Genomic DNA, 17,455 nt, shown 5'->3' with positions numbered 1-17,455 from the left:
ATGCTACAAAACAAAGGCCAAAGCAAAAAATGAACTTTGCTTTGGCCTTTGTTTTGTAAAAAAATAGTATTATAAAAGTTATTTTGAAACACCCGGTATGTTATAATATTCAGAAAGTGTAAATTGGAGGAATTATTAATGAAAGAACCGTTAAAATTGGTCGTTATTACCGGGATGAGTGGTGCCGGCAAGACTGTGGCTGTTCAAAGCTTTGAAGATCTAGGCTATTTTTGTATTGATAATATGCCGCCAACACTATTACCGAAGTTCTGGGAATTAGTCCGCGAATCTGGAAAGGTTAATAAAGTAGCACTTGTGATTGATTTACGTTCTCGAGCTTTTTATGATGAAATAATTGAGATGCTGAATAATCTTGGAAACGACAATTTTATTGACACAAAAATTTTGTTTCTTGATGCCTCTGATGGAGAGTTAGTTGCTAGGTATAAGGAGACAAGACGTTCTCATCCTTTGGCGATGGAAGGCAGGCTGATGGATGGAATTAAGTTGGAACGTGATTTATTATCCGACATACGTGCTAAAGCTCAATTAGTGGTAGATACAAGCAAATTAACTCCCAGACAACTTCGAGAAGAGATTTTCCATAATTTTGAAACTAGCGAGTCAACAGCTTTCCATGTTGAAGTTTTATCCTTTGGATTTAAATATGGCTTGCCAATTGATGCTGATATTGTAATGGATGTTAGGTTCTTGCCAAATCCATATTATATCCCTGAATTGAAAAAGAAAACTGGATTGGACAAACCTGTATATGATTATGTAATGAGGTCTGCTAAAACAGAGTCATTTTATCAGCAATTTATGACACTTTTAGAAAATGTAATTCCTGGATATAAAGAGGAAGGCAAGTCAAGTGTGACAATTGCGATTGGATGTACAGGTGGGCAGCACCGTTCAGTAGCATTAGCTAAGAGAATAGGTGATAGGTTGGCATCGATTTATCCGGTAAGAGTATCTCATCGGGATGTCAAGCGGCGAAAGGAGTCTAGCAATCGATCATGATGAACAATATAACAAATAGTCGAAGACAAAGACCGCATATTGTTGTTATTGGAGGTGGAACGGGATTACCTGTTATATTGCGGGCTTTGCGCAAAAAAAATGCGGATATCACAGCGATTGTTACGGTTGCGGATGACGGTGGTTCATCCGGTGTTATTCGGGATTATATCAATGTTGTTCCACCAGGTGACATCCGTAATGTATTGGTAGCACTCTCTAACACACCGGAGATTTATAAGAACATTTTTCAGTATCGCTTCAAGTCAAGTGATCAGTTTTTTTCAGGACATGCAATTGGTAATTTGATAATTGCTGCATTGTCGGAAATGAATGGCGATGGAATCTTTAATGCTGTTCAGGAACTTTCGCAATTAATGAAAATTGATGGTCATGTCTATCCTGCAGCTAATGATCCGCTAATATTGAATGCTGAATTTACAGACGGAACTGTGCTGGCAGGTGAGTCTGAAATATCTGCTGCTGACAAAACGATTAAACGTGTCTGGGTAACAAGTGTTGATGGGAAGAAGCCGCACGCTGTTCAAAAAGTTGTGGATGCTATTATGCAAGCGGACCAAATTGTACTGGGCCCAGGAAGTCTTTTTACAAGCATTCTTCCTAATTTAATGATCTCAAATGTTGGTAAGGCTGTCTGCCAGACTAAGGCTGAGGTTATTTATATTTGCAATATCATGACACAAAAGGGAGAGACGGAGCATTTTTCCGATGCTGATCATGTTCGGGTTCTCAATAAGCATCTTGGTCAAAAGATTATCGATACTGTTTTAGTTAATACACAGCCTGTTCCAGATAACTATATGGACCATCAGAGGTATGGTGAATATCTCTATCAAGTTAAACCTGATTTTTATGGATTGCGTCAAGAGGGCTGTCGCGTTATTTCAGATAATTTTCTCAAGTTGCGGGATCGAGGAGTATTTCATGATGGAAATCAAGTTGTTGATGAGTTGATGCGATTGACGAGTCGACCGTTGTCATGGATAGATAATGAATTCAATTAACTAGAGGGGGACTGTCAGTGTCCTATGCCAGCGAAGTAAAGAAAGAATTAACAACACTTGATGTTCATTTTGCAAATGCCAAAGCAGAATTAATGGCTCTTATTCGCATGAACGGGTCACTAAGTATTGCACAACATCATTTTATTTTGAACATCCAAACTGAAAACCCTGCAATTGCAAGGCGAATCTATACACTTTTGAAGAAATTTTATGAAGTTGAAAGTGAACTACTAGTCCGACGCAAAATGAAATTAAAAAAAAATAATCTTTATATTGTTAGACTAAAAAAGGGCAGTGAGTTGGTATTAAATGATCTTGATATTCTTGATGGATTTCAGATAAAAAATAGCATTCCCCTGAACTTTCTAGATGATGATGCTAAGGCAAGATCATATTTGCGGGGAGCTTTTTTAGCAACTGGATCTGTTAATAACCCCGAAAAGAGCCGTTATCATCTTGAAATCTATTCATTGTATGAAGAACAAAATGATGTTATTTGTACTTTGATAAATCGTTACGATTTAAATGCGCGAAAAACAGAACGGAGAAGTGGATATATAACTTATCTGAAAGAAGCGGAGAAGATTGCTGACTTTTTATCGTTAATTGGTGCAACAAATGCAATGTTGAAGTTTGAAGACATTCGAATTATCCGTGATATGCGTAATTCGGTTAATAGAATCGTCAACTGTGAGAATGCTAATATGAATAAGGTGGCAGATGCGGCTAAGAAGCAAATTCAAAATATTCAGTATATTGAAAAGACTGTTGGTCTTAATAAACTACCGCCAAAACTTCAAAGTGTGGCGCACACGCGTATTTTAAACCCGGAAGTCAGTTTGAAAGAACTTGGCGAAATAGTTCCAGGTGGACCAATCTCTAAATCTGGAATAAATCACCGTTTACGCAAAATAAATGAACTTGCACAGAAAATACAGGAAGGTGCAGGAATTTAATTTAGCAAGTTTTTACTTGTGGATTAGCTTGAATTTGTTGTGAGTGGAGGTAAAAGATACTAAACAAAGTGATGGCGAGACTTGGAATTCGATTTTGAACCGAGTTTTTTCTCTGTTTTGTGCGTAATTATAATGGAATTTGTATTCGCATTTAATTTGAATGATATGTGCAAAAAAATGATGCCATAAATGACATCATTTTTTCTATGCAGTAATTATTTAATTTTTTTCTTGTTTTTCATAATGCCATCAATTAAACCATAATCAACAGCTTCTTGTGCTGACATGAAGTTATCACGCTCTGTATCGCGGTTAACAACTTCGATATCTTGACCAGAACCATCAGCCAAAATTTTGTTGATTAATTTACGTGTTTTAAGAATATGTTGAGCAGCAATTCCAATTTCAGTTGCTTGACCTTGAGCTCCGCCAAGAGGTTGGTGAATCATGACCTCAGAGTTAGGTAGCGCAAAGCGTTTACCTTTGGTACCAGCAGTTGCTAATACACTGGCCATTGAGGCTGCCATACCCATCACGATTGTTTGAACGTCGGCATTGACAAAGTTCATTGTATCATAGATGGCTAAACCGGCAGTCACACTGCCACCAGGAGAGTTGATGTAAATATAAATGTCTTTTTCTGAATCTTGTGCATCCAAGAAAAGTAACTGTGCAATAATGGCATTGGCCATATCATCATTAACCTCACCCGAAAGCATAATAATCCGATCTTTCAGGAGACGTGAGTAGATATCGTATGCACGTTCACCTCTTGATGATTGTTCAATAACTGTAGGAACTAAATTCATCTGTAGTACCTCCTAACTATTTTAACGCCATTAATTTTAGCATTCATAAGTCTATGTTGCTAGTTTAAACTATTGGTCAAAAAAGGTCAAATAAACAGCAACAAAATTTTTATCTCTTAATAGTGCAACGTTACTTTCGACTAACTAGGCAGTTTAATGTTAGAATAAATATCGGGGTTGTGAAAGGCATTACAATGTCTAGTTTTGCCCTTAGAATTATGAAAAGCTATCTATGATTAAAACAATAGATGTGTAAAAAAGAAAGCCAAGCCTATTCGATCTGGCTCAGCCTCTAAGTTAATTGATCTTAAGATGTCTAAAATAAAAAGTATCAATTAGGGATATTTCGTTATGCGCCACGTGGGAGTCGAACCCACATTACAAGAACCGGAATCTTGCGTGCGATCCATTACACTAGCGGCGCAACACTCCTCCTATTCTAACGGAAAGATACAAAATTGACAAGTAAAAAAAGTCAGGTGAAAATAAAAATGCCTCTTGAACAAATATATGGTCAAGAACAGAAACAAGTTCAAAAACTTGCAATGACACAGCAAATGCAACAGTCTATCCAAATTCTGAGATATAGTATTGAAGATTTACATGTTTTTTTATCTCAAAAGCAATTGGATAACCCATTTATAAAAATTAATGATCGCATGAGTTATGCGGGAAGCTCTATTAATTCTAGCGGCAGTAACGAGGACAAAGATGATTGGATCTCACAAACAGCCGAGCACAAACAACAGTCACTTTATGACTATCTTTTATCGCAAGTCCATTTAACAATGAGAAAATCGGTTCTAAGGGGTTGGGTTGTCTTCTTGATCGATCACCTAGATACGAATGGTTATTTAAGGATCGATTTTGCAGAAATTCTTAAAAAAACTAAGGTCGATCAAACAACGTTATTGGACGCACTGACATTATTGCAGCAACTGGATCCTCCAGGTATTGGCGCACGAAATCTGCAAGAATGTCTTTTATTGCAAATTGAAAATAGCGATAATGCTCCGAGACATGCTTACGAAGTCGTTGACCAAGCTTTTGTCCAATTTGCTGATCGTAAGTGGACAGAGATATCGCGTAAATTTGCAATCTCATTGGAAGAAATTCAAAAAATCTTTGATTATGTGCGGACTTTGTCTCCAGCTCCAGGAGCAGCTTTTGGGCAAGATGATATTGGGTATGTATATCCCGATCTCTTAGTAGATATTGATAAAGAAAGACAAAAAGTCGAGTTAAGAATTACGAGGCAAAGCAGACCACTGGTTGTTTTTAAACAAAAGTATTTTGCGGAGTTTGCTCATATGCCGGATAAGGATGTTAAAAAATATTTACGCGAAAAAAAGGCCGATTATCTTAACATTGCACAAAATCTTGAAAGACGCGGTTCAACTATTGAGCGTGTGGGACAGGCGCTTATTAAGCATCAAGCTGGTTTCTTTCTCAGAGAAGACCACCCGCTTAATCCGTTACTTTTGCGTGAAATTGCGCATGAATTACATCTTCATGAATCAACTGTTAGTCGCGCAGTCAACGGTAAATATTTAAAATGCAATTTTGGAGTCTTTGAGTTACGCCATTTCTTTACTAAAACGGTTAACAGTAATAGAGAAGATGAAGAGTTAACGGCAGATGCTGTTCAGTCACAGATAAAGGCGTTAGTTGATGCTGAAGACAAAGCGAAACCATTATCAGACAGCAAAATAGTACAGCAGCTTAGTCAAAATGGAATTGAGATTTCACGCAGAACTGTTGCAAAATATCGAGATCTGGTGGGGATCCCTTCTTCAAGCAAACGTAAAAGATTTGATTGAAAAAGCAAAAATTAATTCTTAAAATAAAATACAAGAACTAACTATAACGGATTATTGTTCGCTATTATAAAAAAAATAACTGAAATTCAAAAAAAACATTCGCAAATTGTAATTTTTAAAAAAAGATTCATTGCTTGAGTACGGATTTTAGACGTTTTTCAGTTTTGTGTTCGTTGCTTGCAATAGGTGATAATTATTGCTATAATGCAAACTGTGATGAGGTATGGGAACAATTTAAGAGAACAGAATTGTTGTTGTGCTTTGTTTTTTTTAGCTTGATGGGTCGCTTTGTGACACCGCTGGACAAAAGTAGTCCCGCTAGGAAGGGTCTTAGAATGCGCCAAGAATTAGAGTGGATAGAAAAGATCGCACCTGACATGGTAGAGATCATGGTGCAGAGATTTATGATAATGCATCATATATACTGGTCAGGGCCTATCGGAAGACGTCTGCTGGCGCAAGAAATTGGTGTGACCGAACGGGTGTTGCGGACAGAAACTGATTTTCTCAAACGGCAAGGCTTGATTACTTCAACGAAGTCAGGAATGATAATAACGGATGAAGGTAAAGTCGTTATTCATAAACTTCGCGGTTTGATGGATCAGCTCGCTGGAATCCAGCAGCGTGAAAAAAGGCTTAGTGAATTTTTGGAAATTGATCGTTGCTTGATTGTTTCTGGAAACTGTGATGAGCAGGTTAAAGTTATTGAAATAATGGGTAAGCTCGTTAATGACACCTTACAGGCTTTATTGCCTGAAGGCAGAAATGTAATCGCAGTTATGGGCGGTACAACAATGGCGAGAATCGCTGCTTGTCTCACTCCTAAGGTTGCTGAAAAAAGAGATTTGCTCTTTGTTCCAGCACGTGGAGGGGTTGGCGAGGCAGTCGACATCCAAGCTAATAATGTGAGTGCTCAAATGGCATTACGTACAGGTGGGAAACATCGTACACTATATGTGCCAGAGCAGCTCAGCGAGAAAGCTTATGAACCTTTGATGCAAGAACCGAGTATTTTAGAAGTCGTTCAGCTTATCCGCGGCAGTAATGCTGTTATACATAGTATCGGAGAAGCTATTACGATGGCTAAAAGACGCGATATGTCAGAGGAAAGTATAGATGAACTCAAGCGTAAACGTGCTGTAGGTGAAGCGTTCGGATATTTTTTTGATGAAAAAGGCCGAATAGTTTATAAAATTCCGCGTGTTGGTTTACAGCTTGAGGATCTCGCTAATATGAAAAGTGTAATCGCGGTTGCGGGTGGTGTGTCTAAGGCCAAAGCAATTGTCGCTTACATGAAGTTGGCCCCTCGGCAAACCTGTTTAGTGACAGATGAAGGGGCAGCTAAAGTGATTTTAAAAGAGTAGTGTTTAACCGACACCGCTTTTTAAAATAAATTTTTTATTTCCTAAAGGAGGAAATTTTAGTATGACTACTAAAGTAGGTATTAATGGTTTTGGCCGCATTGGTCGTTTAGCATTCCGTCGTATTGCTGAAACTTCAGAAAGTTTGGAAGTTGTTGCTATCAATGATTTAACTTCCCCAGCTATGTTGGCACATTTATTGAAATACGATACAGCTCATGGCCAATTTGACGCTGAAATCTCTGCTACGGATAACGCTCTTATTGTTAATGGTAAGACAATCCCTGTTTATGCAGAAGCAGATGCACGTAATATTCCTTGGGTTAAAAATGATGGTGTTGAATTAGTTCTTGAATCAACTGGTTTCTACACATCAAAAGAAAAAGCTTCAGCACATATCGAAGCAGGCGCAAAACGCGTTTTGATCTCTGCTCCAGCTGGCGATGTTCGTACAATCGTTTACAGTGTTAATGATGACACATTGGCTCCAGAAGACAAGATCGTTTCTGCTGCTTCATGTACAACAAACTGCTTGGCACCACTTGCAAAAGCTGTTAATGATGCATTCGGTATCAAAGCTGGTACAATGACAACAATCCATGCTTACACAGCTACACAAAAATTACAAGATGGTCCAGATCGTGGTGGTAATGTTCGTAATGCACGTGCTGCTGCACAAAATACAATTCCTCATTCAACAGGGGCTGCTAAAGCACTTGGCTTGGTTGTTCCAGAATTGCAAGGTAAATTGGATGGACATGCACAACGTGTACCAGTTATCACAGGTTCATTAACAGAATTAGTTACAACTCTTGACAAAGAAGTTACGGCTGACGAAGTTAATGCAGCAGTTAAAAAAGTTACTGAAGGCAATGCATCATTCGGTTACAACAATGATGGTATCGTTTCTTCAGATGTTATCGGTACAACATTCGGTTCTGTTTTTGATCCTACACAAACACAAGTTGTTGGTAAGGGTGAAGGACAAGTTGTTAAGACTGTTGCATGGTACGATAACGAATCAGGCTTTACTGCTCAAATGATCCGTACATTGGAAAAATTTGCTAGTTTGCTTTAAGATTTAGCTTTTAGCGCTAAGTTGATGAACTGAACTAATTGCAAGTCATCGAGGCGGGGGGAGGCAATACTCTCTTCGCCTTTTGTTTTTAAATTATAAATTGGAGGATTGCTTTTTATGGCTAAATTAATTGTTTCTGATTTAGATGTTAAGGATAAAAAAGTTTTGATCCGTGTTGATTTCAATGTTCCTATCAAAAATGGTGTCATTGGTAATGACAACCGAATCGTTGCTGCTTTACCAACTATCAAGTATGTTGCTGAAAACGGTGGCAAAGCCATTCTTTTCTCACATCTTGGTCGTGTAAAAAAAGAGGAAGATAAGAAGGAACTTTCACTTCGCCCTGTCGCAGAACGTCTTGCTGACTTAGTTAAGAAACCTGTAACTTTTGTCCCCGCAACACGCGGACCTCAGCTTGAAGAAGCTATCAACAAAATGAACGATGGAGACATCTTGCTTGTTGAAAATACTCGTTTTGAAGATTTGGATGGCAAAAAAGAATCAGGAAATGATCCTGAACTTGGGAAGTACTGGGCATCACTTGGTGATGTTTATGTAAATGATGCTTTCGGTACTGCTCATCGCTCACATGCTTCAAATGTTGGTATTGCAAGCAACATGAACCAAGCTGCAGCTGGTTTCTTGCTAGAAAAGGAAATAAAATTTTTAGGCAATGCTGTTGACAATCCTAAACACCCATTTGTAGCAATTCTTGGTGGTGCTAAAGTTTCTGACAAGATTGGTGTTATTGATCATCTTTTAGGTAAAGCTGATAAAGTTATTATCGGTGGCGGAATGACTTATACATTTTACGCTGCTAAGGGTATGAAGATTGGTAATTCTTTAGTTGAAAAGGATAAAATCGAATTAGCAAAGACAATCATTGAAAAAGCCGGAGACAAACTTGTCTTACCAACTGATTCAGTTGTAGCTGAAAAATTCGATAACGATGTTCCAAGTAAAGTCGTTGATGGGGATATTCCTGATGGATATATGGCTCTTGATATCGGACCAAAATCTGTAGCATTATTTAAGGATGTTTTGAAAGATGCTAAGACAGTTGTATGGAACGGACCAATGGGTGTTTTTGAAATGAGCAACTATGCTAAGGGAACACTTGAAGTTGGTGAATTCTTAGGTACATTAACTGAAGCAACAACAATCGTCGGTGGTGGAGATTCAACTGCTGCTGTTCAACAATTAGGTGTTGCTGATAAGCTTACTCATATTTCAACTGGTGGCGGAGCATCACTTGAATATCTTGAAGGAAAGACTTTACCTGGAATCGCAGCTGTTTCTGATAAATAATTTTTATTGAATAATCTAAATTATTTTCAGTGTGATTGTTAATTGCTAAATCAAGATTTGAAAGGATGATATACGTGCGCACACCAATTATTGCAGGAAACTGGAAAATGAACATGAATCCAGAACAAACTGCTGAGTTTGTAAAAGCTGTTAAAAGTAATTTGCCAGCAAGCACAAAAGTTGAGGCTGTTATTGCAGCTCCTGCTGTTGACTTGCCAGCATTGCTCGAAAATGCTAAGGGTTCTGAATTAAAGGTAGCTGCTGAAAACTGCTATTTTGAAGATGAGGGTGCCTTTACGGGTGAAACTTCACCTAAGGTCTTGAAAGAAATGGGCGTTGACTACGTAATCATTGGTCACTCAGAACGTCGTGATTATTTCCATGAGACTGATGAAGACATCAATAAGAAAGCACATGCTATTTTCAAAAATAGTTTACTACCGATTATTTGTTGTGGTGAAACTCTTGAGACGCGTGAAGCAGGCAAGGCAGAAGAATGGGTAGCCGGTCAAGTAACTGCTGCTCTCAAGGGCCTTTCAGCAGATCAAGTTTCAAGTTTAGTTATCGCTTACGAGCCAATTTGGGCAATTGGAACTGGTAAAACAGCTTCTTCTGATCAAGCAGAAGAGATTTGTGCCGTTGTACGTAAGACAGTTGCAAAACTATATGACCAAACAGTAGCTGACAAGGTTCGCATTCAATATGGTGGTTCTGTTAAACCAGCCAATGTCAAAGAATTAATGTCAAAGGCAAATATTGATGGTGGCTTGGTCGGAGGCGCTTCACTGGTCCCTGATTCATATTTGCAACTTGTAAATTACAAAGACTAATAAAGTTTTGTATTATTAGTGATTGAAACTGGATGGCAAAACCTTTAAAATATGGTTGAGGTAGATAAGAACTTAAGCCAAACAAACTCAAAGGAGAGTGTATTATGTCTAGTATTACAGAAATCTATGCACGCGAAGTCTTAGATTCACGTGGTAACCCAACAGTTGAAGCAGAGGTCTACACAGAAGCAGGTGCTTTTGGTCGTGGAATCGTTCCATCAGGTGCTTCTACTGGTGAACATGAGGCTGTTGAATTACGTGATGGCGACAAATCTCGTTTCATGGGTAAAGGTGTTACAAAGGCTGTTGCTAATGTTAACGATGTTATTGCAAAAGAAATCGTTGGTTATGAAGTAACAGATCAAGTTGCCATTGATAAAGCAATGATTGCTTTGGATGGTACACCTAACAAAGGTAAATTAGGCGCAAATGCTATTCTAGCTGTTTCGATTGCAGCAGCACGTGCAGCTGCAGATGAACTGCAAGTTCCTTTATACAACTACTTGGGCGGTTTCAATGCGCATGTTTTGCCAACACCAATGATGAACGTTATCAATGGTGGTGCACATTCAGACAACAAAGTTGATTTCCAAGAATTCATGATCATGCCTGTTGGTGCTTCTTCAGTTAAAGAAGCAGTCCGCATGGGTTCTGAAACATTCCATAACTTGCAAAAGTTATTGGCAGATGCTGGTAAAGTAACATCAGTTGGTGATGAAGGTGGTTTCGCACCTGACTTTGCTAACAATGAAGAACCATTGAAGTTCTTGATTGATGCTATTGAAGCAGCTGGTTACAAGCCAGGTAAAGATGTTGCAATTGCAATTGATGTTGCTTCATCAGAACTTTGGGATACTGAAACAAACAAATATAAATTACGTTGGTCGACAGGCGAAGAATTCTCAACAGAAGAATTCGTTGACTATCTTGAAAACTTAACAACTAAATATCCAATTATTTCAATTGAAGATCCAATTGACGAAAACAATTGGGACGATTGGAAAGTGATTACAGACCGTCTTGGCAAAAAAGTTCAATTAGTTGGTGATGACTTCTTTGTAACAAATACTCAATATTTAGAAAAGGGTATTAAGATGGGTGCTGCAAACTCAATCCTGATCAAGGTTAACCAAATTGGTACTTTGACAGAGACTGTAGAAGCAATTGAAATGGCTAAAGAAGCTGGCTATACAGCTATTGTTTCACATCGTTCTGGTGAAACAGAAGATACAACAATTGCTGACTTAGTTGTGGCAACTAATGCTGGTCAAATTAAGACTGGTTCAATGAGCCGTACAGATCGTATTGCTAAGTATAACCAATTGATGAGAATTGAAGATCAATTAGGTAAGAGCGTAGCACAATACAAAGGTATTCAATCATTCTACAATTTGAGCGCACAAGCTCGTCAAGAAATTGAAAGCAAATAAATATAATTTTTTGACTAATTGAATATTAGTAAGAAAAAACCTGTGGCAGAACGTCAGTCTTGCCACAGGTTTTTTTGTTTGATTGCATATTTTTTGGGGGCTGTTCCAAAAATTAACAAAATGCATTTTAGTTTCCCAATAGTCAAGATTTAGCTAGTATGCATTTTTAGAATTGTAATCAAAAATTCCTACTTTCTGTCGGACTAACCTTATAATAATTAAAGTATTTGATATTGATGATTTTAATTAAGAAATGCTACAATAACAATTAAACATGGTGTTATTTGCGTAGTTTGATCCAGATACAAAATTGAAACTGGAAAAATGGTTGAATTTATGCTAAATTATAGGAGATGTAGGTTGCCTAAGAAGGCAAGGAGGTAGAAGCTTGTATAATTTACTCTTAACTTTGTTAATGATCGATTCAGTGTTAATAATTATTGCTGTGATGATGCAGCCTGCTAAGACTGATAATGCATCGACTGCGCTCTCAGGGGGAGCAGCTGATCTTTTTAGTAAACAGAAACCACGTGGTTTTGAAGCATTTATGCAAAAAGTGACAGTTGTGTTAGGTGTCATCTTTTTTGTACTTTCGTTGGCTATGGTTTACGTTTCATCACATTGATCAAAAGTAAGACCTCCTGCTGATGTTATTGGGAGGTCTTTTATTTGTTTTTTTGTGCAGTTATTAGTTGAAATATGTTACGCTTAAGTCACTAATCAATCAATTGAATGAGGAAATAGATGGAAAAAAATAAGATTAAAGACAGTTTATTAGAAATATTAAAAGCAACACCAGATCAAGCTTTTACAGTTCAGGAATTGGCTGAATCAATCAAAATGACAGATGCTGGGAAATTTAAGTTTGTGGTTCAAGCTCTTGCACAGTTAGAACATGATAAAGTGGTAAATTTGAATCAAAATGGAACTTTTACAATTGCTAAGGATGAAAATTTACCAATTCTTGTGGGTGTTTTTCATGCCAATGATCATGGGTACGGATTCGTAACTGTTGACCCAGAGACACCTGATTACTTTATAAATCCTACTCAAACTTTGTCAGCTTTGAATGGTGACGAGGTTGAGCTTGTGATGCTTCATCCTGCTGATAAAACGACAGGGAGAGGACCTGAGGGAAAGATTACAGGCATCGCCCATCATTCATTAGAGCAAGTTGTAGGAGAGTTTCAAGTTGATGAAACTGAAAATTATCCAGAGGGAATTATTGGCAAGATCAAGTTAAAAGATCGCAAGTTGTCAAATTATAGGTTCCTTGTAGAAGACAAGGGATTAAAACCTGTTCCTGGTGAGGTCGTTTTAGCTGATATTACAGCATATCCTGATGCTCATTTACCAGGTATTCTAAAGGGAGTAATAAAAAAAGTTATTGGGAATGTCAATGATCCAGGGATGGATATTCTCCAAGTCGTATATCAACATGATATTCCAACTAAATTTCCAGATGATGTTATGAAAGAAGTCGAAAACATTCCTGATCATGTCACGGACGCGGAAAAAATTGGACGTGAAGATTTGACGGAACAGGATTTGGTTACAATCGATAGCATTGAATCTAAGGATCTTGATGATGCAGTCACGGCTTGGAAACTTGATAACGGCAATTATCATTTGGGAGTGCATATTGCAGATGTTTCGCACTACGTCGTTCCAGGGACAGATCTGAATGCTGAAGCATATGAGCGTGGGACATCTGTCTATTTGACAGATCGTGTTATTCCAATGCTGCCGCATAAGTTATCAAATGGAATCTGTTCGTTGAATCCGCGCGTTGAGAGATTAGCGATGAGTTGTGAGATGGAAATAGATTCTATGGGGCAAGTTGTAAAACATCGTATTTTTCCAAGTGTGATAAAAACAACTGAACGTATGACTTATGTTGCTATTAACAAAATTTTAGAATCGCACGATGAAAAAACGATGAAACGTTATGCAAAACTGGTACCTATGTTCCAAACAATGGGTGAGCTGCATAAAATTTTACTAAAAATGAGAAAAAGACGTGGAGCAATTGAATTTGAAGATACAGAGGCTAAAATCATTGTTGATGAAAAAGGCCATCCTATCGACATTCAGTTGCGTGAACGCGGAATTAGTGAACGGATAGTTGAATCATTTATGTTAGCTGCCAACGAAACGATAGCTGCGCACTTTAATAACTTAAAGGTTCCGTTTATTTATCGGATTCATGAAAAACCTAAAGCCGAAAAAATGCTTTCCTTTTTTGAAGCATTGTCTGGTTTAGGGATTGAAGCTACAGGGAGCAGTAGCGATGTTAAACCGAAAATGCTGCAGAATATTTTAAAGAAAGCTGCTGGGAAACCGGAGGAAGCGATGGTTTCTACAATGTTATTACGTTCAATGCAGCAGGCGAAGTATGCAGATCAACCGTTAGGTCATTTCGGCTTAGGTGCGGATGATTATACGCATTTCACTTCTCCAATTCGGCGCTACCCAGATTTATTAGTACATCGTTTGATCCGTTTTTATGAAGAAAATGGAATAAGTGCTGAAACAAAAGAGAAATATAAAGAAGAAATTCCAGAAATTGCAGCACATAGTTCTCAGATGGAACGACGTGCAATTGATGCTGAACGAGATACTGATGCGATGAAGAAAGCTGAGTATATGGCTGATCACGTGGGAGAAGAGTTTGATGCAGTGGTTAGTTCGGTTACTAAGTTTGGGATGTTTGTGTCATTGCAGAATACAGTTGAAGGTTTAATTCATATTAGTGAAATGAAAGATGACTATTATGAATATCTTGAAAAACAGATGGCACTGGTTGGTCGTCATACGAAGAGAACATATCGCATAGGGCAGCCAATTAAAGTTAAAGTGATTAACGTTAATGTTGATCAAAAGGAAATTGACTTTACACTTTTAAATCCGGAAAACACGCCTAAAACAGACTTATTGAAAAATAACGGTGGTTTCAAGCGGAATGAACGCGGCGGGAAAAAACAAACACATGGCAACAAGCGTTATAGTAAGTCCAAGAGCAATAACGGTGAACATAAAAAATTTCATGGAAATCGTCCGTTTAAGGACAAGTTCAAACGGCATAAGTAGTTGTAGGCAATGGGAATGATGGTAGGAGGTGTTTATAATTGACAAAGGAGAAGCATCATGATCGTCCGTTAGCTCAAAATAGGAAGGCTGGCCATGATTATTCGATTATAGATACTATCGAAGCAGGTGTTGTTCTAACTGGGACCGAGATCAAGTCAATTCGCAATAGACGAATTAATTTGAAAGATGGATTTGCTCAGGTTCGTAACGGAGAAGCTTGGTTAATGAATGTTCATATTTCTCCATATGATCAAGGAAATCAGTTCAATCACGACCCGTTGCGTAAGCGAAAACTGTTGTTGCACAAGAAACAAATACAGCGTCTTGTAAATGAATCAAGCAATAAAGGTATCACAATAGTACCCTTGAAAGTTTATTTAAAGAATGGTTTTGCGAAAGTTTTGCTTGGAATAGGTAAGGGAAAAAGATCTTATGATAAGCGCGAATCAATTAAGCGCAAAGACCAAGAAAGACAAATTCAAAGAACACTGAAAAATTATAAGTAGTGTTTTGATGATGAGATAATTTTAGAGATTTTCTGAAATTATTAGAATGACAGTAAGAAATTGATTTTTGCTTCTATCACAAAAAAACAAAACAAAAAGCTGAGACCGATGAGATTTACTTCTCATCTGATTTCAGCTTTTTTAATTAAATTATTTAGATTTCTAACTGCATATGATGATATTTGTGTCCACTAATCGTTGTTGTCCCAACTTTTTTATAGCCGATGCGCGAATAGAGTTTTTCAGCTAGTGGATTTTGAAGATCAACGCTCAATCCTATACAAGACTTGTTAGATTTAAGTGCTCTTTCAGACAAACTATGCAACAACTTTGTTCCGACACCTTTTCCTCGAAAAATAGGAGAGACAGCTATTGAGTCTAAATACCATTCATTAGGAAATGTTTCAGTATCAGTAAAGAGAGCTGTTTTTTCGGGAAGGTCAACTTTAGAAACAGCCTGTTCCCAAACGTCATTAATTCGTTCTTCCATTTCGTTAGAATAGCCGAAGGCAAAGCCTGCAACCTGATTATCTATTTCAGCAACAAGTGTTGTTCCAACACTAAAACGTAAATCTTCTGTTCCAAAAGCAAACTGAATAATTTTATCTAGCTTTTTATTGGGAATCAGATGCAGTGCAGGGAGTTCCATCTCATGGAGAATGATTTTAAAAAGTGGAACTATTTTTGGCGCATCGTTCTTTTTGGCAAGTCTGATCAACAATATAATATATCCCTTTCTTTAAATAAAAAATCAATTATATTTTATACGTAAATTATATAGACGTGACTGTTTTTTAGAAAACGAGTGCACAAGGTGATCTAAAATAGCAACTATACAAATACATAAAGCTTCGTTTGCTTCATCACTAATTGAAAGCTCAAGATAATCACCGAATGGGAGGGTAACTTCTTGCAGGGTCATAATAGTACGACGTCCATGAAATATTCGATAACGGGAAGTATATAAATCCCCAACAATGAACCAATTTAAGCCGCGTACAATCAAAATATCCTTTTTACCTAGGTGATATCTTCTTAGACTACCGACATGTTCATTGTCTTTGAATAGATCGAAGTGAGGCAAAAGTCCAAATCCGTGTTGCTTTATCTCAGCTAAAAGAGTTCCTGAAATTGCATAAACTGACAGGACATCTTGATGGCGTCCCCATTTACCGACAATCAAGTAGAGTTTTTTTCGGTTAATATCGCTAATCGTTGAGGCTCCCTGTTCCGCAAGTCGTCCCTTTTGGACGTATAGTTTACGCAATTCAACCCCTCCTTAAACTAATAACCTCTTTATGAACATTTTTAGTCCTCGTTTAAAAGTTCATCAATTGCTTTGCCAACACCATCTTTGGTATTAGATGCTGTTAGTCGGGTAGCAAGTTGTTTAACTTCCGTAATTGCATTATCCATTGCATAGCTGACACCAGCAACTTTCAGCATTGAAATATCATTATTGTTATCTCCGATAGCCATCACGTTATCCATTGGAACATTTAGCTTGTCAGCATAAGCCTGAAGTGCGGCACCTTTTTGTGCATTAATATGATTTATTTCAATGTTAGAACTTGAAGAAGAAGTAACTATCAGATTTTCATATTGCTGAATTTCATCTTTGATAGGATCTAAAACTTTATGGCCTTCATTACTAAAAGCGACAATTTTGAAAATGCTGATATGATCATCATCAACTAACTTTTGGTAACGGTCAATATAGTTTATATTCATCAGTTCCATACGTGCGGCAGCCATCGTAACTGCAAGTTTGTAAGGTGTTTCTGGGCTTACATTGGTTAGAAGCTCAGCAAAATTTTCAATTCGTTTTGCTTTGTTGTCTGAAAAAATACCCTTTGACGTAACAACTTCAAAATATAATTTCTTTTTTTTCAAGTAATGAATTATCTTGCTAGAAAGCTGATCGTGAATTGGGGACGAGCTAAGGATACGTCCATTTTCATCGAATATTTGCGCACCATTCAAGGTGATTAGAGGACAATTGATACCAGCGTCTTTGATCAGTGGTTTGATCTCTGTATATCCCCTGCCTGTAGAAACGATGAAGTGTACACCAGCAGCTTGTGCGCGCTTGATGGCAGATGCATTTTCCTTAGAGATAACCATTTTATCATTTAATAATGTTCCGTCCATATCTGAAGCAATAATTTGAATCATAGCTTTTCCTCCACTTAATTGCACATATTTACCTGTATTTTACCATG

General features: G+C 37.6%; 16 protein-coding genes and 1 tRNA gene. 12 read left to right on the top strand and 5 right to left on the bottom strand.

Going from position 1 to position 17,455, the window contains the following annotated elements:
• Window positions 1-138 precede the first annotated feature (138 nt).
• From rapZ to whiA, 3 genes are read left to right on the top strand one after another with little or no spacing between them, the layout of a single operon-like run.
• Complete coding sequence (gene rapZ, locus FD20_RS01515; protein WP_057735814.1) at window positions 139-1,023, top strand: RNase adapter RapZ; 885 nt, start codon at window positions 139-141, stop codon at window positions 1,021-1,023.
• On the top strand, window positions 1,023-2,045 hold the full coding sequence (locus FD20_RS01510; protein ID WP_157060820.1) for a gluconeogenesis factor YvcK family protein: 1,023 nt from the start codon (window positions 1,023-1,025) through the stop codon (window positions 2,043-2,045). Before rapZ ends, FD20_RS01510 begins: the two co-directional genes overlap by 1 nt.
• A gap of 17 nt (window positions 2,046-2,062) precedes the next feature.
• The gene (whiA, locus tag FD20_RS01505; RefSeq protein ID WP_057735812.1) at window positions 2,063-3,001 is read left to right on the top strand and encodes a DNA-binding protein WhiA; all 939 of its coding nucleotides are present in this window, start codon (window positions 2,063-2,065) and stop codon (window positions 2,999-3,001) included.
• A 215-nt stretch (window positions 3,002-3,216) separates the two neighbouring features.
• Here the strand turns inward: whiA and clpP are convergent, their stop codons facing one another.
• On the bottom strand, window positions 3,217-3,810 hold the full coding sequence (gene clpP / locus FD20_RS01500; protein WP_057735811.1) for an ATP-dependent Clp endopeptidase proteolytic subunit ClpP: 594 nt from the start codon (window positions 3,808-3,810) through the stop codon (window positions 3,217-3,219).
• A gap of 352 nt (window positions 3,811-4,162) precedes the next feature.
• Window positions 4,163-4,234 (bottom strand) — tRNA-Arg (locus FD20_RS01495).
• A gap of 34 nt (window positions 4,235-4,268) precedes the next feature.
• On the opposite strand from FD20_RS01495, the gene rpoN reads away from it, so the two are divergent.
• The 9 genes from rpoN to smpB all read left to right on the top strand — a co-directional run bounded on the left by rpoN (window position 4,269) and on the right by smpB (window position 15,233).
• Window positions 4,269-5,630: an RNA polymerase factor sigma-54 gene (gene rpoN / locus FD20_RS01490; RefSeq protein WP_338040474.1), complete on the top strand. Its 1,362-nt coding sequence runs from the start codon at window positions 4,269-4,271 to the stop codon at window positions 5,628-5,630.
• A gap of 335 nt (window positions 5,631-5,965) precedes the next feature.
• On the top strand, window positions 5,966-6,994 hold the full coding sequence (locus tag FD20_RS01485) for a sugar-binding transcriptional regulator (RefSeq protein WP_057735809.1): 1,029 nt from the start codon (window positions 5,966-5,968) through the stop codon (window positions 6,992-6,994).
• 61 nt (window positions 6,995-7,055) lie between these two features.
• On the top strand, window positions 7,056-8,069 hold the full coding sequence (gene gap, locus FD20_RS01480) for a type I glyceraldehyde-3-phosphate dehydrogenase (protein WP_057735808.1): 1,014 nt from the start codon (window positions 7,056-7,058) through the stop codon (window positions 8,067-8,069).
• A gap of 117 nt (window positions 8,070-8,186) precedes the next feature.
• Window positions 8,187-9,377, top strand: a complete 1,191-nt coding sequence (locus tag FD20_RS01475) for a phosphoglycerate kinase (protein WP_057735807.1) — start codon at window positions 8,187-8,189, stop codon at window positions 9,375-9,377.
• Between the two features lie 74 nt (window positions 9,378-9,451).
• Complete coding sequence (tpiA, locus tag FD20_RS01470; protein ID WP_057735806.1) at window positions 9,452-10,207, top strand: triose-phosphate isomerase; 756 nt, start codon at window positions 9,452-9,454, stop codon at window positions 10,205-10,207.
• A 104-nt stretch (window positions 10,208-10,311) separates the two neighbouring features.
• Window positions 10,312-11,637 carry a phosphopyruvate hydratase gene (eno, locus tag FD20_RS01465; RefSeq protein ID WP_057735805.1) on the top strand — a complete coding sequence of 442 codons (1,326 nt, stop codon included), beginning with the start codon at window positions 10,312-10,314 and terminating at the stop codon, window positions 11,635-11,637.
• Between the two features lie 388 nt (window positions 11,638-12,025).
• Window positions 12,026-12,262 (top strand): preprotein translocase subunit SecG, encoded by a 237-nt coding sequence (secG, locus tag FD20_RS01460; RefSeq protein WP_057735804.1) that lies wholly within the window; start codon window positions 12,026-12,028, stop codon window positions 12,260-12,262.
• A gap of 119 nt (window positions 12,263-12,381) precedes the next feature.
• A complete protein-coding gene (gene rnr, locus FD20_RS01455; protein ID WP_057735803.1) occupies window positions 12,382-14,727 on the top strand; it encodes a ribonuclease R in 2,346 nt (781 codons plus the stop codon).
• A gap of 38 nt (window positions 14,728-14,765) precedes the next feature.
• Window positions 14,766-15,233, top strand: a complete 468-nt coding sequence (gene smpB, locus FD20_RS01450; protein WP_057735802.1) for an SsrA-binding protein SmpB — start codon at window positions 14,766-14,768, stop codon at window positions 15,231-15,233.
• A gap of 154 nt (window positions 15,234-15,387) precedes the next feature.
• Here smpB and FD20_RS01445 read toward each other — a convergent pair whose 3' ends face one another.
• Genes FD20_RS01445 through FD20_RS01435 form a run of 3 tightly spaced genes read right to left on the bottom strand, consistent with a single transcriptional unit; the run spans window position 15,388 to window position 17,408 of the window.
• Window positions 15,388-15,954, bottom strand: a complete 567-nt coding sequence (locus tag FD20_RS01445) for a GNAT family N-acetyltransferase (RefSeq protein WP_057735801.1) — start codon at window positions 15,952-15,954, stop codon at window positions 15,388-15,390.
• Window positions 15,955-15,984: 30 nt separating this feature from the next.
• Window positions 15,985-16,500 carry an LURP-one-related/scramblase family protein gene (locus FD20_RS01440; RefSeq protein WP_235807688.1) on the bottom strand — a complete coding sequence of 172 codons (516 nt, stop codon included), beginning with the start codon at window positions 16,498-16,500 and terminating at the stop codon, window positions 15,985-15,987.
• 41 nt (window positions 16,501-16,541) lie between these two features.
• On the bottom strand, window positions 16,542-17,408 hold the full coding sequence (locus tag FD20_RS01435; protein ID WP_057735800.1) for a Cof-type HAD-IIB family hydrolase: 867 nt from the start codon (window positions 17,406-17,408) through the stop codon (window positions 16,542-16,544).
• Window positions 17,409-17,455: the final 47 nt, after the last annotated feature.

It is taken from the genome of Liquorilactobacillus uvarum DSM 19971, assembly GCF_001434935.1.
GTDB lineage: Bacteria > Bacillota > Bacilli > Lactobacillales > Lactobacillaceae > Liquorilactobacillus > Liquorilactobacillus uvarum.
Note: the sequence above shows the minus strand (reverse complement) of the source record. Positions and strands in the feature narration are given on the sequence as shown.